The sequence below is a fragment of the Streptomyces ureilyticus genome, from assembly GCF_011045025.1.
In the GTDB taxonomy this organism is placed as follows: domain Bacteria; phylum Actinomycetota; class Actinomycetes; order Streptomycetales; family Streptomycetaceae; genus Streptomyces; species Streptomyces ureilyticus.
In genome coordinates this window covers 1-22,221 of the sequence record NZ_JAAKZX010000072.1, presented here as the reverse complement: position 1 = coordinate 22,221, position 22,221 = coordinate 1, and the positions used below count along the sequence as shown (strand labels likewise).

Below are 22,221 nucleotides of genomic sequence, written 5' to 3'. Positions count from 1 at the left end.
CCGCGCTGCTCAGAGCGCCCGGAGCCCGCTGATCACGTCGCGCAGAATACTCTCGTCCGGCAGCTCGGCGGGGGGTACCGGACGAGTCACATGGACCATTTCGTCAGCCACGAGATCTCCTATGAGGACACGCACCACTCCGATGGGGAGGTCAAGTTCGGCGGCGAGTTCGGCGACCGACTGCGGGGCGTCGCGACAGAGTCCGACGATGTCCTCGTGCTCCGGGGACAGCGTCTGGGCGGCCCCCGCGTCGTCGGCATGCGGTTCCGTCACGACGACCGCGATCAGGTCGAGGCGGTGCTGGGCCGCGCTGGTGGTGCGGCCGCGTGTCATGGCATACGGACGGACCACCGGCCCGGCCTCGTCGTCGAACCAGTGGGACATCCCCTGCCCGTCTCCGCTCATGCCATCCCACTACCCGCCTGCGGGCAGATCGGTGCGCGGAGCCTGTGCCAGATGTGCGCCGACCCTCTTGACCAGCAACGTCATCTCGTAGGCCACCTGCCCGACATCCGAGTCAGCGTCCGAGAGGACGGCGAGACAGCTACCGTCGCCGGCCGCTGTGACAAACAGGAACGCATCGTCGAGTTCGACGATCGTCTGCCGGACACTGCCCGCCTCGAAGTGGCGGCCGACGCCCTTGGCGAGGCTGTGGAATCCGGAGGCCACGGCGGCGAGGTGCTCGCTGTCCTCCCTGGTCAGGTCCTTGGAGACGCCGGTCGGCAGACCGTCGCTGGAGAGCACGAGTGCCTTGCGGATGCTGGCGACGCGGTCCACCAGGTCGTCGAGGAGCCAGTTGAGCTCGCCGGACACCTTGTTGGTCCTGATGTGGCCGGCGTCCTTTGGTGCGGTCATCGACCGTCCCCCTTAGTCGTTCCTTGTGCTGTGCCGCCCTGGGCCCCGTCGCCCGCGGCGTTCTCCTCACGGCCGCGCTGCCAGCCGCGCTGGAGCGAAGCCATGCGGTTGCGTACCTGGTCGGCGTCGCGCTCGGTGCCTTCCGTGCCGCTCCCGGTGCGGGACACGTCGCGCTCGGCACGCCGGTCGGGTCCGTCCTTCAACTGCGGGGCCAGATTGGCCTGCCGTACGCGTCGGGGCAGTGGGCCGGTGCCGCCGCCTGAGGGCGGGGCGCCGGTGCGGCTGCCGCCCGTCGCGGTGCCGCGCCGCGACTCCCGCTTGGGGAGGGCCGGGGCTTCGCCGGGCTCACTGCCTCGGGCCGAGGCTTCGGGGCGTTCGGCTCCGCGGGTGGACGCATCACCAGGCTCTGGGCGGCGGCCTCCCGGTTCAAGGCCGCGGCCGGCCGGCCGGGTACTGCCCGAGGACCCGGTGTCACGGTCCGAGGTTCTTCCGAGTTCGGCGTCGCGGTCCGGTGTCCTGCTGAGCCCGGCCCCACGGTCCGCCGGCTCTGTGTCGGCGTCCGGCGCGGCCTCGGGCTCGCGTCGGCGGCGGGGAAGCGGATCCGCCGGTTCCCTACGCGCCGGCAGCCGATCGGCTTTGGCGGCTCGCGTGCGCTTCGGCAGCTCCTCCAGTGCGCCTGGTCGTGCGGGCGCCCCCTCGGCCGATTCCGCCGCCTGCGTCAGCTGCTCGGCGTCCGCGCGTTCCAACGGCTCCACGCGCCGCGGCTTCGTCTGGGAGACGGGGCGGCCGTGGGAGCTGACGAGTTTCGGGGCCCGGCGGCGCGGGAGCGGCACGGGTTCGCCGGGGTGGTCCCCATCACCCGGGCGAGACGACTCGCTCGGGGCCTCGCGTGCCTGCTGGTGCTGCTCCACGGGCACTCCGGCGATAGAGCGGCGCGGACGGAAGATGCCGCCACGCTCGCTGTCCTCGTCATCGAGACCGTCCGGGAAGTCGTCGAGAGCGTCCAGATCGACGGGAGACTCCAGCTCGATGGGCCCGTCCAGAATGGAGGCCGGCAGGCCCGGAAGCTGGACCGGTACCTGGGAGAGCGCGGCCTTGCGGTTGTCGTCGCCCTCCTTCGGCTGGAGCGCCCGGTCGAGCCGGAAGCCCACGCCGTTGGTGTCGGGCACGTCGTCCGTGAGCAACGCGTCGGGGATGAACACCACGGCGGTGGTCCCGCCGTACGGGGACGGCTGCAAGGAGACGCGTACGTTCTGCCGCTGGGCGAGGCGGCTGACGACGAAGAGCCCGAGCCGGTCGGTGTCCGACAGCTCGAACTCCGGGGTCTCGGCGAGCCGCAGGTTGGCGTCGAGGAGGGCTTCAGGAGCCATACCCAGACCGCGGTCGTGGATCTCCAGCGTGAAGCCGTTGGCGACGCGTTCGCCGAGCACCTGGACCGCGGTGTGCGGGGGCGAGAACACCGTGGCGTTCTCCAGGAGTTCGGCCACGAGGTGGGTGAGGTCGGCGACCGCGGGACCGGTGACGGCCATGCGTGGCAGTCGGCGTACCTCGATACGTTCGTAGTCCTCGACCTCTGCGACGGCGGCGCGGACGACGTCCATCAGCTGGATGGGCTTGCGCCACTGCCGGGAGGGGGCCGCGCCGGAGAGGATCACCAGGCCCTCGGCGTGGCGGCGCATGCGGGTGGTCAGATGGTCGAGACGGAAGAGATCGGCGAGTTCGTCGGTGTCCTCGGTCCTGCGCTCCATGCTGTCGAGCAGGGTGAGCTGCTTGTGCAGCAGGACCTGGCTGCGGCGGGCGAGGTTCACAAAGACCTCGGAGACGCCGTCGCGCAGTTCGGCCTGCTTGACGGCGGCCTCGACCGCGGCGCGCTGGAGGGTGTTGAGTGCCTGGCCGACCTCGCCGATCTCGTTCTTGTCGTACTCCAGGCGTGGCACCTCAGTCTCGACGTCGACCTGTTCGCCCGCGGACAGCCGGCGCATCACGCTGGGCAGTCGCACCCCGGACGCCTCGTGGGCATCCAGGCGCAGCCCGCGCAGGTCGCGGATGAGGCCGCGGCCGATGCGTACGGACAGGAAGAGCGAGACCAGTAGGGCGATCAGGCCGAGGACGCCGGCGACGGCCGCCCTGACGATGACGTCGACAGCGATCGGGCGGACACGGTCCTGGTAGCGGTCGCTCGCCTCGTCGTTGAGGGTGCCCAGCTCGTCGAGGACATTGGCGGCCTCGGTGTCCCAGCTCTTCGCGGTGACGCCACGGGGCTTGCCTGCCTCGGAGGACATGACGGCCTGTTCGGCCGCCCGCAGTGGAGCGGGCGCGGCATTCTTCCAGAACAGCTCGTAGCGTTCGCGGTCCGCGGAGGGGAGCTGCGGCAGGTTGGTGTCGTACAACAGCTCGCGCTGTGCCACGAGGTCGGAGATGTCGCGGACCTCGCCGGCGGAAAGCCTGCCGACGACCAGCGCCGAGCCCAGCAGGGCGTCCTCTCGGGAGAGCAGTTCCCGCGCGAGGGCGATGTTGACGAGGGCGCGGGCCTGCTTGTCCATCTCCACGTCGTCGACCACATGAAGGTTTGAAAGCACGTCGAAGCAGGGCTCGACGAGGCTGTTGTAGCGCTCCAGGGCCTGGGACCGGGTGACTGTGCCCTGTTCGACGCTGCGGCGCAGTGACTCGACGCCCTCCAGGGAATCCAGCATCGCCGTCAGCCGACCGCCGGTGCCCTCGCCCACCGCGTCCCGTACGTCGGAGTTCCTGGCGTTTCCGCGGATCTCAGCGATGGCGTCGTCGGTGGCCGCCCGGCTGCGGCGGAGTGCGGCGAGCCCGTCGGAGGCGCGGGGGTCGGCAAGATAGACGAGGGTCTGACGGCGTTCCTGCTGCAGGACGCGGACGGTGTCCTCGGTGGGATAGGTGACCTTCTCCACGACGGACGAAGCGTCGAACAGCTCACCTGCCTCGCGCCCGGTGAGTACCGTGGCGAAGCCCCAGATAGCGGTCAGAGACACCAGCGGCACGATCAGCAGCGCCACGATCTTCCGGCGGATGGACTTCCCGCGAAAGCGCATGGCCTCCCCCAGCTCGACCCCCTCCGGACGGGGGTACACATGTGCGTCAACAAACGGCGCGAGCCTACTACCGACACACGGGGAACTCGAAGGCCCGTCCGGACGGACTCCTTCCGTTTCATCGACGCGACAGGAACAAGACATCCGCAGTTGTCCGTTCATTGGGGGAGATTGCCTCCCCGAATCCGGCACAGAACGCCGGACGCCAACCTCTCGAGACGCTTGGTCAGTTGGCTGAAATTTTTCGCGGGTTGGGAATCTTCGGGGTACGTCGATCGTCTTTCTGTATGGGAGTTGGGGACGGAATCGGCTCAGGCGCCGCATGCCGCACCCAGGTGGCATAAAACGGCGCAAGCCGAGCAGCCGTGGGGTGTTGATGTCTCGTGACACGGAGCGAGGGGCTGCTGAGCGGTGGGGAGTGACAAGTTGATGGGCACGGCAGAGCAGCGCGAGGCGCCCGAGCTGAGCGTCGGGGCAACGGCGGTGGCGGAGCGGTACGCCCAGGCAGAGGCGCCGGATCGCGACATTCCGGCGCAGCAGGAGCAGGAGCAGGAGGCGGAAGAGCGGGCGTACTACCGGCCGCTGTGGGTCGAGGAGCCCGCGCACAAACCACGGCTGCCCGATCCGGTGCGTACGTCCGCGGTGCGAGCCGTCATCATCATCGCCCTCACACTCATCCAGGCGATGGTGGCCTTCCTGTGCACACTGGCCGGTTCCTGGCTCGCGTTCCCCATGGTTCTGAGCAGTGTGGCGAGCACGGTGGTCGCCACGTGGGGCGCGCTGGACGTGTGGGTGACCCGACAGGTGTGGCTCCAGCGGAACGGCGTGGTGTCGACACCGAGCAGCACAGCGCGTGCCTTGCGGCGCGAGCGACGCAAGGCACGGCGCCAGGAGCGGGCGTCCGAGCGCGCCAAGGAGCGGATACGTCGTCGGGGCGGCGCGGGGCAGTTGTCGCACTCCTGATGAGGTCCCGATGAGCTGGTCCGGAACTCAAGACCGGCTCATCGGGAGGCGGCTGCCGCCTTCACCGCGCTTGCCCCGCGCGCCAGTTCGCGCCTGGCCCGCATGAAGGGAGGCGGGCGGTCCACGGAGAGCACCGCCGCCGCGCGACCGTCGCGCTCATACAGCGCGAGGAAGCCGCCTTTGTCCGGCGCGCCCTTGGTGATCGAGGCGTCCGCGATGCGGACGGTCTAGGTAGCGAGCCGCCGCTCCACGAACTCGATCCGCGCACCCTACTGGTTGGGCCATAAGTCGCGCTGCACCTGGGCACGGTGTGGGTCACGACTGCCCCCCGTACGTCCCCAGGCAGAGTGGGCCGGCTTCAAGCAGTGCTGGTTGGGGCGGGAACTCGGATCGGCCGGTCTCGCCGAGATCGCGAGGCGAAGCACCTCTGGAGGCCGACGAATCGCAGCCCACAGGGCTGGTTCGGGTAGCCACGCATGAGATCCAGGGCTCGTACGTCCGTATGATTCAAGCCGCGTACATCACCAACAAGATCCAGGGCCCAGAGGACAACGATCACGTAGAACACCGACCACGCACGGCCACCTCCCCCCACGAGCCGCGCTCCCTCCCGCACGGGACAGCTCCCCCCACTCCCCAGGAGTCCGCGCATGTCAGCCACCACTCAGCCACCCGAGCAGCACAAGCACGACGATTCCGAGCTCGCCGAGTTCGGGTACAAGCCCGAGCTCAAGCGCACGCTCGGGAACTTCCACACTTTCGCCGCGGGTATCAGTTACATATCGATCCTGACCGGCACCTTCCAGCTCTTCTACTTCGGTTTCGCGAGCGGCGGTCCCGCCTACTGGTGGTCCTGGCCGATGGTGTTCGGGGGCCAGTTCATGGTCGCCCTGTGCTTCGCCGAGCTGGCCGCCCGCTATCCCGTGGCCGGTTCCGTCTACAACTGGTCGAAGAAGGTGGGTAATCCGCACATCGGCTGGCTCGCCGGCTGGATGATGCTGCTCGCCTCGATTGTGTCGATCGCCGCCGTGGCGCTCGCCTATCAGTTGACGCTTCCGCAGATCTCCTCGTTCTTCCAGTTCGTGGGCGACGGCACGGGTACGTATGACGTGGCGACGAACGCGGTGATCCTTGCCGCTGTGCTCATCCTGTTCACGACGCTGGTCAACGCCTTCGGCGTGAAGCTGATGGCCACCATCAACACGGCGGGCGTGTTCATCGAGCTCCTCGCCACGGTCGTCCTGATCGTGCTGCTGGCCGTCAACATCACGCGCGGTCCGCAGGTGGTGACCGAGACTCAAGGCACCGGATCGGGCCAGTCGTTCGGCTACCTCGGCGCGTTCCTCGTGGCCTCGCTGGCGTCCGCGTATGTGATGTACGGCTTCGACACGGCCGCGTCGCTCGGCGAGGAGTCCCTCGACCCCTCGCGCAACGCGCCGCGTGCGATCATCCGCGCCATCGTCGCCTCGTTCGCCCTCGGCGGGCTCATCCTGCTGCTCGCGCTGATGAGCGTCTCCAGTCTGCGAGGCGAGCAGTTGACCACGGACGGCCTGCAGTACGTCGTCCTCGACGTGCTCGGCTCGACAGCCGGCAAGGCGATGCTGTGGTGCGTGCTGATCGCGGTCACCGTCTGCGCCCTCGCCGTACACACGGCGGCGATCCGGCTGGCCTTCGCGATGGCCCGCGACAACAACCTGCCCGCCGCGTCCCTGCTGGCCAAGGTCCATCCGCGGTTCCAGACGCCGGTACTCCCGGCCGTCATCATCGGGATCCTCGCGCTGGCGATCCTGGTGGTCAACATCCGGCAGCCGCAGATCTTCACGGTGGTGACCAGCATCGGCATCATCATGATCTACCTCGCGTATCTGATGGTCACCGGGCCGATGCTGGTGGCCAGGCTGCGCGGCAAGTGGCAGCCTGCGGGCGACGGCAAGTTCTCGCTCGGCCGCTGGGGGCTGCTCGTCAACATCCTCGCCGTGGTGTGGGGTACGGCCATGACGGTCAACCTGATCTGGCCGCGCCCGGAGGTCTACAACGCGACCGCCCCGTACCACTGGTATCTGCGCTGGGGCGCCGTCCTCTTCGTCGGCATCGTCGCCGCGGGCGGCTTCGCCTACTACTGGTTCGTGCAGCGGCACCGCACCGGGGTGCTCGCCGAGCACCAGTTGCAGCAGTCGGCACCCGTGGAGTCCGCCGCGTCGCCCGCGTCCGAGTAGGCGCAGGCCGACCTCGCACCTACGGGGCGCTTGTCGGCGCCGGGCGCTTGAACATCCGTGTCGCCGTGATCTCGCTGTGTACCGACTCGCCCTCACCGGCCGGTGGCTGTTGCGGCAGCCCCGGCCGGAGGTGTTCCTCGACGCTGATGTACTTGAGACCGGCGCGGAGGTCTGCGTCATTCCGCAGCCGGATCACCAGCGGGAACTCCGCCAGCGCGGTCGTGTCGAACAGGCCGGTGGTGTAGAGGAGTTGGACGCCCAGCGCGTCCGAGACCGCCCGTTGCAGTTCCAGCAGGTAGGTCGCGTTGGCGCGGCCGATGGGGTTGTCGAGGAAGAGCGTGCCGGCGTGGCGGTGCTTGTCGCGGCCCCGGTCGTTCGAGCGGAGGGCGGCCATCGTGCAGTACAGGGCGATGGCGGCGGTGAGCAGTTGGCCGCCGGAGAACACGTCGCCCATCTGTCCGACGGGGACGCGCTCTGCGCGCAGTACGGCGTCCGGCTTGAGGATCTCGACGGCGACGCCCTTCGGCTGGAGTGCCGCGCCGACGCCGCGCAGGAGCAGCGACATGCCGTCGCGGCGGAGGTCGGAGTTCTTCTTGACGGCCGCGCGGGTCGCCTCGTCGACGACCTCGCCGAGCCGTTCGGTGAGCGTGGCCTGGTCGGGTTCCTCGAAGCGGATGCGCAGGAACTCCTGGCCGGACCACTCGCCGAGCCCTTCGGGGAGTCGGGACAGCCGCTGGGCGGATCGGAGTGTGGCGAGCGCGGACTCCACAAGGCCCCGCAGCCGGTCCACGATCGAGTCCCGGTTGCGCTCCAGCTGCGCCAACTCGTCGGTGAGGACCCGGAGCCGGGGCGCGAAAGCGTCCGCCCACTTCTGGGCGTGCTCGGGCAGCGCGGCGGCGGGCAGCTCGCGGATCTGCTGGCGGGCCGGGGTACGGACCTGCTCGTAACGCGTCGAGTTGGCGTGCCGTACGAGGACATCGCTTGCGTCGCGTACGGCTGCCTCGGCAGCGGAGAGATCGGCGGCGCAGCCCCGCAGAGAGCGGCGGGTCTCGGCGGCGGACTGCCGGGCCTCGTCGAGGGTCCCCGGGTACGGCTCGGGCTCCTCGTGCTCCTCTTCCGTGGTGTGCTCGCGCAGGAGGTCCCGTAGGAGGGCTGCTGTCTCGTCGAAGCCGCCGGCCGCTTCCTGTGCGGCTCGGTGGGCGTCGAGGAGTTCGGCGTGGGCCTCGCCTGCCTGGCTCAACGCCTCGGTTCGGGAGGCGAGTTCGGCCGTGGCGGTACGCAGCAGGCTCTGCGCGTGCTCGGCGTCGCGCGGGACCAGTTCTTCGGGCAGCTCGGTGTGGGCCTCGCCGTCCTCGGGTGCGTGCCGCTCGGCCTCGCCGCGGAGCCGGCCGAGCTGCTCGCTCGCGGTCGACATACGGGTCTCCAGCAGCTGAACGAGCTCCTCGGCGCGGGCGGCGGCGGCCTGCCGGGACGGCCCGTCGGAACCGTCCGGGGACTCCAGAAGCTGGGCCGCGCGCGTACGCACCTTGTTGCTGAGCCGGTCCAGTTCGGCGAGCGCGGCGCTCTCGTCGCTCTCGGCCCGAGCCTGCTCGGCACGCAGATCGGCACCGACGCCGACCTTCTCGTAGAGCTGCGACGCGGCGCGGTAGGCCTCGCGGAGGGCGGGGAGCGAGGGCTTGGGGTCGGCGCGGCCGAGGGCCTTGTCGCCTGGTTTGTCGCCCGGCTTGTCTCCCGTTGTGTCTGCCCTGGGAGCGCCCTCGGCCTCCGCAGCGCTGTGTTCTGCCGTGCCGTCTTGCGTCACGTCGTCGGGGACGCCCGCGATCTCCGCGCGCTCGGCGCGCAGGGTGCGGGCCGTGCGGCGGGCGTCGTCGGCGGCGCGCTGGGCGGCGCGCCTGTCCTCGTCGGCGGCGCGGGCCCGCTCCAGGCAGGACTGGGCGCGGGCCTCCGACTCGGCTGCCTCGTCGGCGAGTTCGCGCAGTCTGGCCTGCCAGCCGGCCCGTTCACGCAGCCGGAAGGCGAGTCCGGCGAGCGCGTCGGCGGCTCGTCGGGCCCGCTGCGCGGCGTCCTGACGTTCGTCCCGCACCCGGGCCGCGTCCGATGCGGCCTCGTCGGCCTCGGCCCGTACGGTGCGCGCCTCGGCGAGTTCGGCCTCGGCCTCCTCGGCGAACGCACGCGCATCGCCGGCCGCCGCGGCGAGTTCGGCGAGCCGGCCCGCCGGGCACCCGGTGCGCCAGGAGGCGAGGCGCGCCGCCAGCTCGCGGTCCTTGGCCAGCCGGGCCGCCAGTTCCCGGATCTCCTCGTCCCGTTCGGTCGCGCGCGTGCGCAGCGCCTGCCGCTCCTCGTCGGCGGCGTGCTCGTCGTGCATGGCCGGGTTCGGCGGTACGAGGAATACGTCGCTGCGGCCGCCGTCGCCCGCGTCGTGGGCCGGCGTCGGGGCGAGCAGCGCGGCGGCCGTACCGACGGCCACGGCGGACCGGGGCAGCAGCGCGGCATCGGCGAGGGCTTCGCGGGCGCGGGCGTGGGTTTCCGGATCCGTGATGATGACGCCGTCCACCAGCTCGGGCCGAGCGATCAGCACGCGCGCGTGGTCGACGGGATCGACGGCCTGCGCGAGATAGCGCCAGCCGGGGAGCGCGGGGATCCCGCGCTCCCCCAGGTACTCCACGGTGGCCAGGACGTCCGGCCCCGGTGGCAGCAGCCCGCCGTCACCGAGGGCGCCGAGAATCCGCGCATCGTCGGCAGCCGCGGTGCGCAGCTCGAAGAGCTGCCGCTCGGCCGAGGCGACCCCGTCGTCGAGCAACTCCCGCAGTTCATCGGCGTAACGGTCCAACTCCTCGGCGGTGAGGGGCCCTTCGGCCATCGGTCGGGCGGCGGTACTCCGGCCGTGGGCGGCCGCCGCGTCCCGGCCGGCGCCGGGCGCGCCCGCGCTGTCGACCGGGCCCTGCGCGGAAGCCACACCCCGCGCGGGCTCTCCGGAGCCGTCCGCCCCCGCTCGGGGCATCGGCACCGCGGCGCGGCCCGGACCGGAGGCACCCGCACCTGGCAGGCTCAGCAGTTCCGCCAGCCGTTCCTCGCTCGCCAGGGATTCGGCGGTTCGCCGCTCCGCGTCGTACGCGCGCTCGGCGGCCGTCGCGGCATCCGCCGCACGGGCCGCCGTGAGTTCGGCGCGGGACTCGGTCGTCGCGGCCTCGCGGGCGCGCTCCGAGGCGCGGCGGGATGCCTCGCGTGCGGTGTCCCAGGCGGCGACGGCGGACTTCTCGGCGTCGCTGGCCTCCAGGGCCGCGCGCGCGGGGTCGGCGTCGGGTGCGGTGTTGTCGAGCCATCCGGCGCGTACCGCCTCGGCGGTCTCCTGCTCGACCTCGCCGAGCCGCTCCCGCAGGTGACCGGTCTCGCTGCGGGCGCGCTGCGCCTCGGTGGCGGCGGCCGTCGCGTCGCGGTGGGCGGCCTCGCCGGTCTCCTGGAGCGCGGCGGAGCGCTCCTCCTCCTCGACCGCGACCGTCTCGGCCCCTTCGGCCGCGGTGTGCAGCGCGCGGACGAGGTCGACGGCGGCCTTGGCGCGCGCGGCGAGCGCCGGTGCGGCATCCCGCTCGGCCTCGCGGATCGCGGCCGCCACGCGCGCGGAGCGGTCCGCGGCGGCCCGGTGGCGCAGCACCGCTTCGGCGGCCTGCCAGGCGGAGTGCAGCGTGCGCGCGTCGGCGAGCTCGCGCTTCTGCGCCGCAGCCGCCTTCTCGGCGCCGGCGAGTGCCAAGGAGGCGTGCCGGTAGGCGAGTTCGGCCGCGATCAGCGCGCTCCTGGAGCGGGCGCCCTCGGCCTCGGTGACCGTGTGCGCGGCGTCGGTGACCCGCTGGGCGAGCTCGGCGGCCCGGGCCCGCTCCTGTACGGCGCGCGCGGTCAGCCGCCGGGCCAGCGTGCGCGTACGCCGCTCGGCAGCCGTGTGGATGTCCCGCGCGCGCGAACGCGTCTCGGCCGCCTCCACGATCCGCCCGAGCAGGTCCACAGACCCCGCCGTGAACTCCCGCTCGGCGATCAGCTCGGCCCGCCGCCCCAGCTTGTTGCCGAACCCGCCGACCAGGTCCGCGAGCCCGTCGGTGTCCCGGGTGTCGGTGACCGCGCGCAGCAGCAGGTCGGTGAAGTCGGAGTCCTTCTTGACCGCGAAAAGCCCGGCCGCCTCGCCTTCGTCGGCGTTCATCTCCCGCTGGTAGCGGAAGAGTTCGGGATCCAGACCGAGATCCCCGAGATGCTCGTTCCAGCGGTCGTGGATCTCCTCCCAGTGCACCTCCAGATGCGGGTACGCCTTCCCCGCCTCCGTGATCGCGTCCCGGAAACCCTTCATCGTGCGGCGCCGCCCCTGCGCCCCGGACACACCCTCCACGTGCGGCCGTACGGCGGTGGCCTCGGCGACCGGCAGATTGTCCAGGCTCAGCCCCGGGCCGGGCCGGAACGAGTACCACGCCTCCGCGAACTTCCGCGGATCGTTGGACACCTGACGCCCGCGCCACTCGCTCGCCTTGCCGACCACGACGCACTCACCGGTCAGCGTGTGCTGCCACTCCAGCGCCACATGCCCGCAGTCGTCGGCGAGCAGGAACTTCCGCAGCACACCCGAACTGGCCCCGCCCAGCGTGTTCCGGTGCCCCGGCAGCATCACCGAGAAGATCAGCTTGAGCAGTACGGACTTGCCGCCGCCGTTCTCCAGGAAGAGCACGCCCGCAGGCGCGGGACGGCGCGGCGGCCCGGTCGGCTCCTCCTCAAAGAACTCCGCCTGGGTGGGCGCGGGGTCGGGCACGGGCTCGCCGACACCCCGCAGGTCCAGCACGGTGTCGGCGTAGCGCGCACCGGCCGGCCCGATGGAGTAGAGGCGGACCCGGGACAGCTCGTACATGGCGGCGGACTCTCGTGATCGGACGTGGTCGGAAGGGGGTTGGGCTCAGTCGGGGTCGGAGGTGGTCGAGGTCAGGGGTCGTCGAGGTCGGGAGGCGGCGTCATGGTCAGGAGTGGAACGGCAGCCCCGCGTCGGCCGCCAGTTCGAGGTCGTCGGTGTCCTCGGCGGGCAGCAGGGTCGCGGTGCCGTCGGTGACCGGCACGATGCCCAGCTCGAGCAGCTCGGCCATGGCGGCGCTGCCCGCCATGTCGCGCACCTGGAGCTGGTAGCGGGCGGTCGTACGGTATGTCCCTCCGCCGTCGTCCCCGGTGCGTTGCAGAAACCCGGAGTCGGTGAGGAACGCAACGGCCTTGCCCACTATGCCGGTGGTCGAACCGGCAAGGCGGCGCGCGTCCTTGGTCGCCCCGGTCGCGCTGCGTCTGGCCCAGATCCGCCAGGCCGCCTCGAGGCCGGGCGCGTCGGTGGCCGGGTCGGTGTTCTCCCCGTGCTCCTCAGCCCGCTCCTCCAGGCGCCTGCAGGCCTGCCGTACGAACGTGTCCACGCCATTGACCGAAACCCGCCCGATGTACCCGTCGTCGGCGAGGTCCTCGGGCCGCGGAAACGCCATCGCGGCCACTGCGAGATGGGCGAGCCCGTGCAGGAATCGGTCCCCGGCGTCCGCGGACGCCCGTCGCGCGTAGTCCCCCATGCGCACGGCGAACACCGAGTCCTCGGCCGCCGTCACCGCCATCCCCGCGCGCGGGGACACCTCCAGCACGACCAACCCGAGCCCCGCGGCCACGGCATCGGCGAGCCGCGCGAACGCCGGGTCCTCGCGATAGCGCCGCAGCAGTTCGGCGTACTCCTGGTCGCGGGCGGGCTGCAGCTTGGGCTGCAGCCCGAAGGCGACGAGCCGCGCCGCGTCGGCGGCGTCGGCGGGAGTGACGGCGACGGACGCCGGGGCGGCGACGGCCTCCGGCTCACTCCACTCGACATGCTCGGTCACGACTGAGGCTCCTCGGGGACCTGATGAGCGGGTGTGGGGATCAGCGCCCCTCCAGGGGCGCGGGGCTGTGACATATGCGGCTCCTCCCCCACTCTCGGCTCCTCCCCCACTCTCGACTTCGCTCGAGCGGGGGGACCCCCATGAGCGGGGGGACCCCCATCGTGGGCGCGAGCAACCACTGCCGACCCACAGTCAAACGACAACGCGCGCTTCACCGGCCCTCCAAGCGGAGCGTCGCCGTCCCCACGATCAAATCGGCCCCGCCGAACTCCGAGTCATCCAGCTCGGTCCCGTCGTCCACCGAGAACAACAGCTTCTCCTCCCCCTGCCGATAGGCGGTCCCCACCGGCGGACTGGCCGCGTGCACGGCCAACAGCGCGACGAGGTACGGCAGTTCGGGATCCTGACGCCGGGCTTCATGAAGCAGCCCGGACAAGCGCCGCGGCGCATCCGCAGGCAGGTCCAGCAACTCCATGGCGGCAGCCAGCTGCTCTTCGCTGAACCGGCTGTCATCCGGAGTGGCGATCAGATCCGGCTCCGGCATCTCCGCCCCGAGGTGCTCCCGCTCCATGGGGGGCGTCAGCAGTATGTCGACCAGATCTCCGACCCGTACGGACACCGGAGTGCGCAGTCCCGTTCCGCGCGCGAAGAACGCGTCCGTCACGCGCAGCGCCTGCTCCACGGGCAGGGGCAGCACCGGCGCGACAAGGTGCCCGTAGAGGTCGATCCCCGAAGTCGCCATGGGCGCGGCGAAGGCCTGTCGGTCCTGCTCGGCGCGGAACAGCGGGCCGGCCTCCAGGAGGCGGGACTGCAGCTGCGTATGGCGGCGAATGCAGTCCTTGACGATGTCGACGAGCTCGGCGGCGCGGCGCTTGTGGTCGGGGCCCTCGGACTCGTCGCGCGCCTTCCGGATGTTGGTGAGGATCGCGTTCTCGTGGCGATAGCGGTCGGCCACGTGGTCGAGCGCCTCGGCGATCATGTCGGGCACGGCCTGCAGCCAGTCCACCGCGCGGACGTTGCGCCGCGTCGCGTCCAGGGCCCTGCGGAGCGTCTCGGAGTACTGCACAGTCCGGTAGCGGGCCTGCTCGGCGGCGAGTTGTGCGTCGGCGAGCCTGCCTCGGCTGATCAGCACCTCCAGCTTGACCTCGGCGGCGATCTGCGCGCTGGTGACGTCCGTGTCGAGGGCGCCCACGAGGACGTTGACCGCCTCGTCCGTCGTACGGAGATACACGCTCCCGCCGTAGCCCGGCACCTCCTCGATCAGCTTGAAGTCGTAGTCGCGGCGCACATAGGAGCCGTCGGGCGCGAACGTGCCGTATACGGCACGGAAGCCGCGGTCGACGCTGCCGACATTGATCAGGTTCTCCAGGACCCAGTGGGCCACCCGCTCGTGCTCGGCGACGGGGCGGCGCGGGGCCTGCGCGGCGATGCGCGGGATGAGCCTGGCCACGATCTGGTCGTGGTCGGCGCCCGTGTCGAAGTCCATGTTCAGTGTGACGAGATCGATGGCGGCGAGGGCGACCTCCGCCATGCCGTACACGGAGTACTCACCCGCGAGGTTCGCCTTGCGCACGTCGAGGTCGTGCAGGGGTGCGGTGCAGGCGAGCGCGCGCAGGCGCCGCGCCAGCCCCTCGTCGGCGGCCGGGCCCGGTGCGGGGCGCGGCCCCGCGATGAGCTGGGGCGGAACACGGTCCGTCGAGGCAGGCGAAGTCACGATGCAAAGACTAGGTCCTGGGTCTGACAACGCCCCAAACGCCCAAGAAGGGCGCCCGCGTCACCCGAGCTTCTTCTCCGCCACCCGTCGCCCATAGACCTCCACGACCCGCCTGCGCGAGTCGACGAGGTAGGTCGCGAGCAGTTGCTCGGCCTCGTCCCGGTCGCCGCCCTGAAGGGCCTTGAGGATCTGGCCGTTGCGGGCGAGGTACGGCTCGTGCAGCCGTCGTGGGTCGTCCACCAGGTGGAAGGTGAGCCGGAGTTCGGCGAAGACCCTGCTCATCAGCTCGTCGGTGCGGACGCTGCCGGCCAGCTCCACCAGCTCGCGGTGAAAGCGGATGTTGGCCGTGCCCAGGCCCTTCCAGTCCTTCTCGCTCATCGCCTGCTGCCCGTCCGCGACAGCCCGGGCGAGACCGTCCACCGGGTACGGCGGCTCGCCGAGACCTCGGACGACGGCGCACTCGACGAGGCCCCTGGTGCGGTAGATGTCCTCGACGTCCTCGACGGTCGGGACCCGTACGAACACGCCGCGGTTGAGCTCGTGCACCAGCAGCCGTTCGTGCGTGAGCAGCCGGAACGCCTCGCGCAGTGTGTTGCGCGAGACACCGAGCGCACCACCGATGCTGTCCTCGGACAGCCGCGTGCCGGGCGGGAAGAACCCCTCGGCGATCCGGCTCCTGAGGATGTCCGAGACCCGCTCCGCGGTGCTGGTGCGTCCCAACAGTGCGCGATCGTCCGCCAGTCCGTTCAGTTCAGCCACGCTCGAATTCAACCGCAGATACAAGAACGAAACAACATAGGTATTGAGGGATCGTTCAACGATCCTCTACCTTGCTGGGACAGGCACCGGCCGCTCGTCCCGGTGCCGACGGCTTCCGCACGCCGATTCAGTACCTCAGCGCTTCCGCACGGCACGGCTCATCAGTCCTGAAGCACCCTCCGTCCTCAACTGCGAGGTGCACCATGAGCACGACCCCTCCACCGCAGGCCCTGCCCACCGAGATCCGCACCGATTCGGGCGAACTCGCCGCCCACGAGGGCGCGTTCGCCTGGCTGCGGGCCCTGGGTCCGCGGGGCCGCCGCGCCTTCGGCGGCGCGTTCGGCGGCTATGCCCTCGACTCGTACGACTACTTCACGCTGCCGCTGAGCATGGTGGCCCTGGCGGCGTACTTCGGCCTCAACAGCGGCCAGACCGGGCTGTTCACGACCGTCACGCTGGTCGTCTCCGCGATCGGCGGCGCCATCGCGGGTGTGCTCGCTGACCGGATCGGGCGCGTCAAGGCCCTGATGATCACGGTGATCACGTACGCGGTCTTCACCGTGGCCTGCGGCTTCGCGCCCAACTACGAGACCCTGCTGGTGTTCCGTGCCCTTCAGGGGCTCGGTTTCGGCGGCGAGTGGGCGGTCGGCGCGATCCTGGTCGCCGAGTACGCGAGCCCGAAGCACCGGGGGCGCACGCTCGGCGCGATCCAGAGTTCCTGGGCCGTCGGCTGGGGACTCGCCGTGCTCGTCTACACGCTGGTCTTCCAGTTCATGGACGACGACATCGCCTGGCGGGTGATGTTCTGGACCGGCGCGCTGCCCGCACTGCTCGTCATCTGGGTCCGCCGTCACGTGAAGGACGCCCCCAAGGCGACCGAACGCCGCAAGGAGAGCCCCGAGAAGGGCTCGTTCGCGGCCATCTTCAAGCCGGGCACGGCCGAATCACCCGGACTGCTCCGGACGACGATTTTCGCGGTCCTGCTGTCCACCGGTGTCCAGGGCGGCTACTACACATTGGCCACCTGGGTGCCCACGTACCTGAAGACGGAGCGCGAACTGTCCGTCGTCAACACCGGCGGCTATCTCACGTTCCTGATCAGCGGAGCCTTCCTCGGCTATCTGACCGGTGGTTATCTCACCGACAAGCTGGGCCGCCGGCGGAACATCTGGCTCTTCGCGGTGCTCTCGGCGATCTGCATCATGGCCTACGCGAACATCCCCACCGGCGCCAACGGCCTTCTCCTTGTGCTCGGTTTCCCGCTCGGCTTCTGTATGTCGGCGATTTTCAGCGGCTTCGGTTCGTTCCTGAGCGAGCTGTACCCGACGGCGGTGCGCGGCACGGGGCAGGGCTTCACGTACAACACCGGCCGCGCCGTGGGGGCCGTCTTCCCGACCTGCGTCGGATTCCTGGCCGACAGCTGGGGTGTCGGCGGCGCGCTGGTCTTCGGCGCGATCGGCTACGGTCTCGCGGCGCTGGCCCTGTTCGGGCTGCCCGAGACGCGGGGGAAGGAGATCCTGTGAACCGCACTCAACTCCGGCACCAGGACGTGCTCGACGAGCACGCGCACGCGTGGAGCCCCGACGAGGCGCGCACCCGCTTCCGTTCGGGCATGTCGGGCCCCACCGCGGGCTGCGCGGCGGGCCACACCCAGGCGAACCTGATCTCGGTGCCCGCCGACTGGGCGTACGAGATGCTGCTGTTCTGCCAGCGCAACCCGAAGCCCTGCCCGGTCCTCGACGTCACCGACGCCGGCTCCTGGACCACCGTCCTCGCTCCGGGCGCCGATCTGCGCACCGATCTGCCGCGCTACCGGGTATGGGAGCACGGCGAGTTGGTGGAGGAACCCACGGACGTACTGGCCCACTGGCGCGACGACCTCGTGTCGTTCCTCATCGGGTGCAGCTTCACCTTCGAGTGGGCGCTGACCGAGGCCGGCGTGCCGCTGCGCCACCTCGAGCAGGGACGCAACGTCTCCATGTACGTGACGAGCCGTCAGTGCCGTCCCGCGGGGCGGCTGCACGGCCCCATGGTGGTGTCGATGCGCCCGGTCCCGCCCGAGCACCTGGCGGCGGCGATCCGGGAGACCAGCCTGCTGCCCGCGGTGCACGGCAGCCCGGTGCACTGCGGCGAACCGGGCGGGCTCGGCATCGAGGACCTGGCGCGCCCCGACTTCGGCGATCCTGTGGACGCCGGTCCCGACGACATCCCGGTGTTCTGGGCCTGCGGGGTGACGCCGCAGGCCGCGGTGATGGCCTCGCGCCCGCCGTTCGCGATCACCCACGCACCGGGACAGATGTTCATCACCGACGCCCGCGACGAGCAGTACCGCGTGGCCTGAAACGAGGAATCGACATCTCCATGACCTCGATCGATCTGAACGCCGACCTGGGCGAGGGCTTCGGCCGCTGGCGCCTCACCGACGACGAACAGCTGCTGTCCATCGTCACCAGCGCCAATGTGGCCTGCGGCTTCCACGCCGGGGACGCGGCCACCATGCGGCGGGTGTGCGAGCTGGCGGCCGAGCGCGGCGTACGGATCGGCGCCCAGGTCTCCTACCGCGACCTGGCGGGCTTCGGACGGCGCGCGATGGATGTGCCGTCCGACGAACTGGCAGCCGAAGTGGCGTACCAGATCGGCGCCTTGGAGGTCTTCACGCGCGCGGCGGGCGCGCGCGTGGCGTACGTCAAACCGCACGGCGCGCTCTACAACCGTGTGGTGCACGACGAGGAGCAGGCCGGGGCCGTGGTCGACGGAGTGCTGCTCGCGGACGCCACGCTCCCCGTGCTCGGGCTGCCCGGATCCCGCTTCCTCGACGTGGCGGAGAAGGCCGGACTCCCGGTCGTCACCGAGGCGTTCGCGGACCGGGCCTACACGGACGAGGGCACGCTCGTGCCGCGCGGTCAGGACGGCGCCGTGATCACCGACCCCGGTGTCGTCGTGGAGCGCAGTGTGCGCCTCGCCGGCTCCGGAGTGGTCATGTCCCGCTCCGGGCGGGACATCGGGGTGCGTGCCCGCTCCCTGTGTGTGCACGGCGATACGCCCGGCGCGGTGGACCTGGCCCGTCGGGTACGTACGCGGCTGGAGGCGTCCGGCGTCCGCGTGGAGGCCTTCGCATGAGGGCACTGCCGGTCGGCGACCGTGCCCTGCTCGTCGAGGTCTCGACGGACGGGGAGGCGCAGGCTCTGCACGCGGATCTGCTGCGCCGTCGCGCGGAGGGCTCCCTCTCGGTACAGGAGATCGTCCCCGCGGCCCGTACGGTCCTCCTGGACGGCCTCGACGACCCCGTACGCCTGGCGCAGCAGCTGGCCGCCTCACAGGTGCCGCCCGCGCCGCCGAGCTCCGGGGAGATCGTCGAGATCCCCGTCCGCTACGACGGCCCCGACCTCGCGGAGGTCGCGGCGCTCTGGGATGTGCCCGTGCACGAGGTGGCGCGGATTCACGCGGCGGCCGAATTCCGGGTCGCCTTCTGCGGGTTCGCGCCGGGCTTCGGCTATCTGACAGGCCTTCCGGCGCGCTATGGCGTGCCGCGCCGCGCGACACCTCGTACGACCGTCCCGGCCGGTGCCGTGGGACTCGCGGGCCCGTACACGGGCGTGTACCCGCGGCCGTCGCCGGGCGGCTGGCAGTTGATCGGCACGACGGACGCCGTTCTGTGGGACCACGCGCGCGTGCCCGCCGCGTTGCTGTCACCGGGAACCCAAGTCCGCTTCGTCCCTGCGGGGACCGTCCCGGTGGGGTCGTCATGACGGACCGTGCTCTCGCCGTCGTACGGGCCGGGGCGCTCACCACCGTGCAAGACCTGGGGCGTCCCGGTCACGCGCACCTGGGGGTACCGCGTTCCGGTGCGCTGGACGGTCCTGCCGCCGCCCTGGTGAACCGTCTGGTCGGCAATCCACCCGAGGCGGCGGTCCTGGAGACGACGCTCAACGGCTGTGCCGTACGGCCGCGTTCGGCGGTCACGGTCGCGGTCGGCGGGGCCCCGTGCCCGGTCTCCGTGGACGGACGCCCGGTGCCCTGGGGAGCGCCGGTGCGCGTACCCGGCGGGGCCCTGCTGTCGGTGGGGACGGCGGTCTCCGGAGTACGCAGTTATGTCGGCGTGTCGGGTGGGGTGGCCGTCGAGCCGGTGCTCGGCAGCCGGTCGACGGACCTGCTCTCCGGCCTCGGCCCACCGCCTCTGACCGACGGGACGGTGCTCCCCCTGGGGAGGCCCAACGGCCCCCACGCGCGCGTGGACGTCGCCGCGCACCCGGGCCCGCCCGCCGAACTCGTACTCCGCGTGACCCTCGGCCCCCGCGACGACTGGTTCACGGGAACGGCCGTACGCACCCTCACGACGCACACGTACCGGGTCTCCTCAGCGAGCAACCGCATCGGCCTGCGCACGGAGGGGCCTGCCCTGGAGCGCGCACGCCCCGGCGAACTCCCCAGCGAGGGCATGGTCCTCGGCGCGATCCAAGTCCCCCCGGACGGCAGGCCCGTGGTGTTCCTGGCCGATCACCCGACCACCGGCGGCTACCCGGTCATCGCCGTCGTCCGGGCCACGGACCTCCCCGCCGCGGCCCAGGCCGCGCCGGGCACGCCGATACGGTTCGTGGCCGTGCGGCGCCGTTGACCAGGTTTACGCCGCATCTGGCTGCTCCGTGACCGACAGCGCCGCCAGTGCCGCCGCCACCGCATGCGACGCACTCAGGTCGAGCCGGGCGCTGGTGCCGCGGGCGCGGTGGCGGATCTCGTCGGCGGCGAGGGTGAGGAGTTGGGGCAGGAGGTCGGTGCAGCGGCGGGCCACCCAGCCGGTGCCCGCGGTGGCCATCCACCACAGGCTCGCCGAGCGGGTGGGCGCGGGGAACTCCGGCTTCTCAGAAGGCGCGCACCCCGTCGCGATGCCCGCCTGCGCGAGCAGCGCGTGAAAGCGTACGGCGAGTTGCCGGTGCCCCCGCTCGCCCGGATGCAGCCGGTCCGCGCTCCACATGGCACGGTCCGTGAGCCACGCCCCCTCCGCGGCGTGCAGATGGACGGCGCCGTACCGCGCGGAGAGCGCGTGCACGACCGTGTTCACGGCCCGCTGGCGCCGTGCGAGCGGCCGGGCCAGCGCCCCGGGCAGCCCCAGCATCCCGCCGGGGTCGGGCAGGCAGGCGGTGAGCAGCACCGCCCCCTGCCGGGTGAACGCCGCGTACACCTCGTCGAGCCGCGCGGCCACCGCGTGGATGTCGAAGGTGCACCTCAGGGTGTCGTTGACTCCGATGACGACCGAGGCGATGTCCGGCCGTACGGCCAGCGCGGCAGATGTCTGGCGCTCCAGGACGTCACGCGTCTGGGCGCCGCTGACCGCGAAGTTGACGAACTGCGCGGGAGTGTCGGCGGGGGCGAGCCCGTGGGCGAGCAGCGCGGCCCAGCCACGCCACCCTTCACCGACGGGATCGCCCACTCCTTCCGTGAGGGAGTCCCCGAGCGCCACGAACCGCAGGGGTCTCATGCCACGCCCTCCCGGGCCCTTCGCACGGAAGAGGTGCTTCCCGCCCGTGACGAGGGCCGGTCGACCCGTACGGCCGCGTCGTGCGCCGTGAGGAACGCCTCCACGGCGGCCGGCCAGCCGAAACAGGCGGCACGCGCGCGTGCCGCCTCCCTGCGCTCGTTCTCGGGACGGTCCAGCAGCAGCCGCACCTTGTCCGCGAACGACTCGCCGTTGTCCGCGGCGGTGGCTCCGGCGGAGCCGATGACCTCCGGGAGTGCGGAGGAGGCGCTGGCGACGACGGGCGTGCCGCAGGCCATCGCCTCCAGGGCCGCGAGCCCGAAGGTCTCGGCGGGCCCGGGGGCCAGGCATACGTCGGCGGAGGCCTGCAGACCGCCCAGGAGCGCACGGTCGCCCACATGCCCCAGGAAGGTGACCGGCAACCGCCGCTCGCGCGCCCGCTGTTCGAGCCGGGCCCGCAGCGGCCCGTCTCCGGCGACGACGAGCACCGCGCGCTCCCCACGGCGCAGCAGCGCCTCCAGGGCGTCCAGCGCCGTGCCGGGACGCTTCTCGACCGACAACCGGGAGCACATCACCAGCAAGGTCTCGTCCACGCGCGCATGCCGGGCGCGCAGCCCCATGTCCCGCAGCGAGGGGTGCCGGCCCTCCAGGTCGACGCCCAGCGGGGCGCGTACGACATTGCGGGCGCCGATGCGGACGAACTCGCGCTCCGCGAACTCCGTGGTGCACACCACGCGTGAATAGTGGTGCGCGGTACGGAGGTTGAGGGCGTCGGAGGCCCGCCGGGCCATGCCTTCGGACAGGCCCCAGGTGCGCAGTACGCCGTCGGCGGTCTCATGGGACACCATCACGGCCGGCACCCGGGCGCGCCGCGCCCAGACACCGGTCCAGCGCAGCGTCGTACGGTCGGAGACCTCGAGCCGGTCGGGCGTCAGCTCCTCCAGGAGGGCGGACACACGCTTCTTGTCGGTGAGCACGCGGTAGCCGCCGGTCCCGGGCAGCAGCGGTCCCGGCAGGGTGATCACCCGGCCCTGCTCGGTCTCGCGGTCCGTGGCGCGCTCTCCGGGCACGATCAGCACCGGCTCGTGCCCGGCCTCCCGGTAACCGGCGCCCAGCTCCCGCAGCGCGGTCCGCAGGCCGCCCGAGGCGGGGGCGACGAAGTTGGCCAGCCGGACGATCCGCAGCGACTCGCTCATTAGAGGACCATCCCTTCTGCAGCCCTCACGGGTAGGGTTGTGACCTCTCGGTCCCGGCGGGTGCACGGCCGCGCTCGCGTGCTACGCGATGGCCAGCATGAGTTATGCCGGCCCCGCCG

At 71.7% G+C, this 22,221-nt stretch carries 17 protein-coding genes and 1 pseudogene; 8 read left to right on the top strand and 10 right to left on the bottom strand.

The window, feature by feature from the left end; genetic code table 11:
* Positions 1–9: 9 nt before the first annotated feature.
* From G6048_RS22600 to G6048_RS22590, 3 genes are read right to left on the bottom strand one after another with little or no spacing between them, the layout of a single operon-like run.
* Positions 10–405 (bottom strand): DUF742 domain-containing protein, encoded by a 396-nt coding sequence (locus G6048_RS22600; protein WP_165341413.1) that lies wholly within the window; start codon positions 403–405, stop codon positions 10–12.
* A 9-nt stretch (positions 406–414) separates the two neighbouring features.
* Positions 415–855 (bottom strand): roadblock/LC7 domain-containing protein, encoded by a 441-nt coding sequence (locus G6048_RS22595; RefSeq protein ID WP_165341412.1) that lies wholly within the window; start codon positions 853–855, stop codon positions 415–417.
* Positions 852–3,914, bottom strand: coding sequence for a sensor histidine kinase (locus tag G6048_RS22590; RefSeq protein ID WP_165341411.1), 3,063 nt, complete (start codon positions 3,912–3,914; stop codon positions 852–854). The genes G6048_RS22595 and G6048_RS22590 overlap by 4 nt, the downstream gene beginning before the upstream one ends.
* A gap of 429 nt (positions 3,915–4,343) precedes the next feature.
* Between G6048_RS22590 and G6048_RS22585 the strand changes: the two genes are divergently transcribed.
* Positions 4,344–4,877 carry a hypothetical protein gene (locus tag G6048_RS22585; RefSeq protein ID WP_165341410.1) on the top strand — a complete coding sequence of 178 codons (534 nt, stop codon included), beginning with the start codon at positions 4,344–4,346 and terminating at the stop codon, positions 4,875–4,877.
* 38 nt (positions 4,878–4,915) lie between these two features.
* On the opposite strand, the gene G6048_RS49730 is transcribed toward G6048_RS22585, so the two are convergent.
* Entirely contained in the window at positions 4,916–5,041 is a 126-nt protein-coding gene (locus G6048_RS49730; RefSeq protein ID WP_235990201.1) for a hypothetical protein, read from the bottom strand.
* Between the two features lie 129 nt (positions 5,042–5,170).
* On the opposite strand from G6048_RS49730, the pseudogene G6048_RS51890 reads away from it, so the two are divergent.
* A pseudogene (locus G6048_RS51890) lies at positions 5,171–5,347 on the top strand (aldehyde dehydrogenase family protein); the annotation flags it as partial.
* Positions 5,348–5,527: 180 nt separating this feature from the next.
* Complete coding sequence (locus tag G6048_RS22575; protein WP_165341409.1) at positions 5,528–7,093, top strand: APC family permease; 1,566 nt, start codon at positions 5,528–5,530, stop codon at positions 7,091–7,093.
* A 19-nt stretch (positions 7,094–7,112) separates the two neighbouring features.
* On the opposite strand, the gene G6048_RS22570 is transcribed toward G6048_RS22575, so the two are convergent.
* From G6048_RS22570 to G6048_RS22555, 4 genes are all read right to left on the bottom strand, one after another.
* Positions 7,113–11,975 (bottom strand): hypothetical protein, encoded by a 4,863-nt coding sequence (locus tag G6048_RS22570; protein WP_165341408.1) that lies wholly within the window; start codon positions 11,973–11,975, stop codon positions 7,113–7,115.
* Between the two features lie 106 nt (positions 11,976–12,081).
* Positions 12,082–12,960 carry a hypothetical protein gene (locus G6048_RS22565; protein ID WP_165341407.1) on the bottom strand — a complete coding sequence of 293 codons (879 nt, stop codon included), beginning with the start codon at positions 12,958–12,960 and terminating at the stop codon, positions 12,082–12,084.
* A gap of 211 nt (positions 12,961–13,171) precedes the next feature.
* Positions 13,172–14,674: a hypothetical protein gene (locus tag G6048_RS22560; RefSeq protein ID WP_165341406.1), complete on the bottom strand. Its 1,503-nt coding sequence runs from the start codon at positions 14,672–14,674 to the stop codon at positions 13,172–13,174.
* 60 nt (positions 14,675–14,734) lie between these two features.
* Positions 14,735–15,433, bottom strand: a complete 699-nt coding sequence (locus tag G6048_RS22555; RefSeq protein WP_165341405.1) for a GntR family transcriptional regulator — start codon at positions 15,431–15,433, stop codon at positions 14,735–14,737.
* Positions 15,434–15,636: 203 nt separating this feature from the next.
* On the opposite strand from G6048_RS22555, the gene G6048_RS22550 reads away from it, so the two are divergent.
* From G6048_RS22550 to G6048_RS22530, 5 genes are read left to right on the top strand one after another with little or no spacing between them, the layout of a single operon-like run.
* Positions 15,637–16,956, top strand: coding sequence for an MFS transporter (locus G6048_RS22550; RefSeq protein ID WP_165341404.1), 1,320 nt, complete (start codon positions 15,637–15,639; stop codon positions 16,954–16,956).
* Complete coding sequence (locus G6048_RS22545; protein WP_165341403.1) at positions 16,953–17,774, top strand: putative hydro-lyase; 822 nt, start codon at positions 16,953–16,955, stop codon at positions 17,772–17,774. Before G6048_RS22550 ends, G6048_RS22545 begins: the two co-directional genes overlap by 4 nt.
* Positions 17,775–17,794: 20 nt before the next feature.
* A complete protein-coding gene (locus G6048_RS22540) occupies positions 17,795–18,553 on the top strand; it encodes a LamB/YcsF family protein (protein WP_165341402.1) in 759 nt (252 codons plus the stop codon).
* Positions 18,550–19,182 carry a 5-oxoprolinase subunit B family protein gene (locus G6048_RS22535; RefSeq protein WP_165341401.1) on the top strand — a complete coding sequence of 211 codons (633 nt, stop codon included), beginning with the start codon at positions 18,550–18,552 and terminating at the stop codon, positions 19,180–19,182. Before G6048_RS22540 ends, G6048_RS22535 begins: the two co-directional genes overlap by 4 nt.
* Positions 19,179–20,048 (top strand): 5-oxoprolinase subunit C family protein, encoded by an 870-nt coding sequence (locus G6048_RS22530; RefSeq protein WP_165341400.1) that lies wholly within the window; start codon positions 19,179–19,181, stop codon positions 20,046–20,048. Before G6048_RS22535 ends, G6048_RS22530 begins: the two co-directional genes overlap by 4 nt.
* Before the next feature lie 6 nt (positions 20,049–20,054).
* Here the strand turns inward: G6048_RS22530 and G6048_RS22525 are convergent, their stop codons facing one another.
* On the bottom strand, positions 20,055–20,909 hold the full coding sequence (locus tag G6048_RS22525; RefSeq protein WP_165341399.1) for an SGNH/GDSL hydrolase family protein: 855 nt from the start codon (positions 20,907–20,909) through the stop codon (positions 20,055–20,057).
* Positions 20,906–22,102, bottom strand: coding sequence for a glycosyltransferase (locus G6048_RS22520; protein ID WP_165341398.1), 1,197 nt, complete (start codon positions 22,100–22,102; stop codon positions 20,906–20,908). The genes G6048_RS22525 and G6048_RS22520 overlap by 4 nt, the downstream gene beginning before the upstream one ends.
* Positions 22,103–22,221: the final 119 nt, after the last annotated feature.

What these genes read in the sequence shown, in the direction of transcription:
- G6048_RS22590 (WP_165341411.1), bottom strand. Translation starts at nt 3,914, where the DNA reads ATGCGCTTTCGCGGGAAGTCCATCCGCCGGAAGATCGTGGCGCTGCTG.
- G6048_RS22600 (WP_165341413.1), bottom strand. Translation starts at nt 405, where the DNA reads ATGAGCGGAGACGGGCAGGGGATGTCCCACTGGTTCGACGACGAGGCC.
- G6048_RS22525 (WP_165341399.1), bottom strand. Translation starts at nt 20,909, where the DNA reads ATGAGACCCCTGCGGTTCGTGGCGCTCGGGGACTCCCTCACGGAAGGA.
- G6048_RS22595 (WP_165341412.1), bottom strand. Translation starts at nt 855, where the DNA reads ATGACCGCACCAAAGGACGCCGGCCACATCAGGACCAACAAGGTGTCC.
- G6048_RS22530 (WP_165341400.1), top strand. Translation starts at nt 19,179, where the DNA reads ATGACGGACCGTGCTCTCGCCGTCGTACGGGCCGGGGCGCTCACCACC.
- G6048_RS22575 (WP_165341409.1), top strand. Translation starts at nt 5,528, where the DNA reads ATGTCAGCCACCACTCAGCCACCCGAGCAGCACAAGCACGACGATTCC.
- G6048_RS22540 (WP_165341402.1), top strand. Translation starts at nt 17,795, where the DNA reads ATGACCTCGATCGATCTGAACGCCGACCTGGGCGAGGGCTTCGGCCGC.
- G6048_RS22570 (WP_165341408.1), bottom strand. Translation starts at nt 11,975, where the DNA reads ATGTACGAGCTGTCCCGGGTCCGCCTCTACTCCATCGGGCCGGCCGGT.
- G6048_RS22535 (WP_165341401.1), top strand. Translation starts at nt 18,550, where the DNA reads ATGAGGGCACTGCCGGTCGGCGACCGTGCCCTGCTCGTCGAGGTCTCG.
- G6048_RS22585 (WP_165341410.1), top strand. Translation starts at nt 4,344, where the DNA reads ATGGGCACGGCAGAGCAGCGCGAGGCGCCCGAGCTGAGCGTCGGGGCA.
- G6048_RS22550 (WP_165341404.1), top strand. Translation starts at nt 15,637, where the DNA reads ATGAGCACGACCCCTCCACCGCAGGCCCTGCCCACCGAGATCCGCACC.
- G6048_RS22520 (WP_165341398.1), bottom strand. Translation starts at nt 22,102, where the DNA reads ATGAGCGAGTCGCTGCGGATCGTCCGGCTGGCCAACTTCGTCGCCCCC.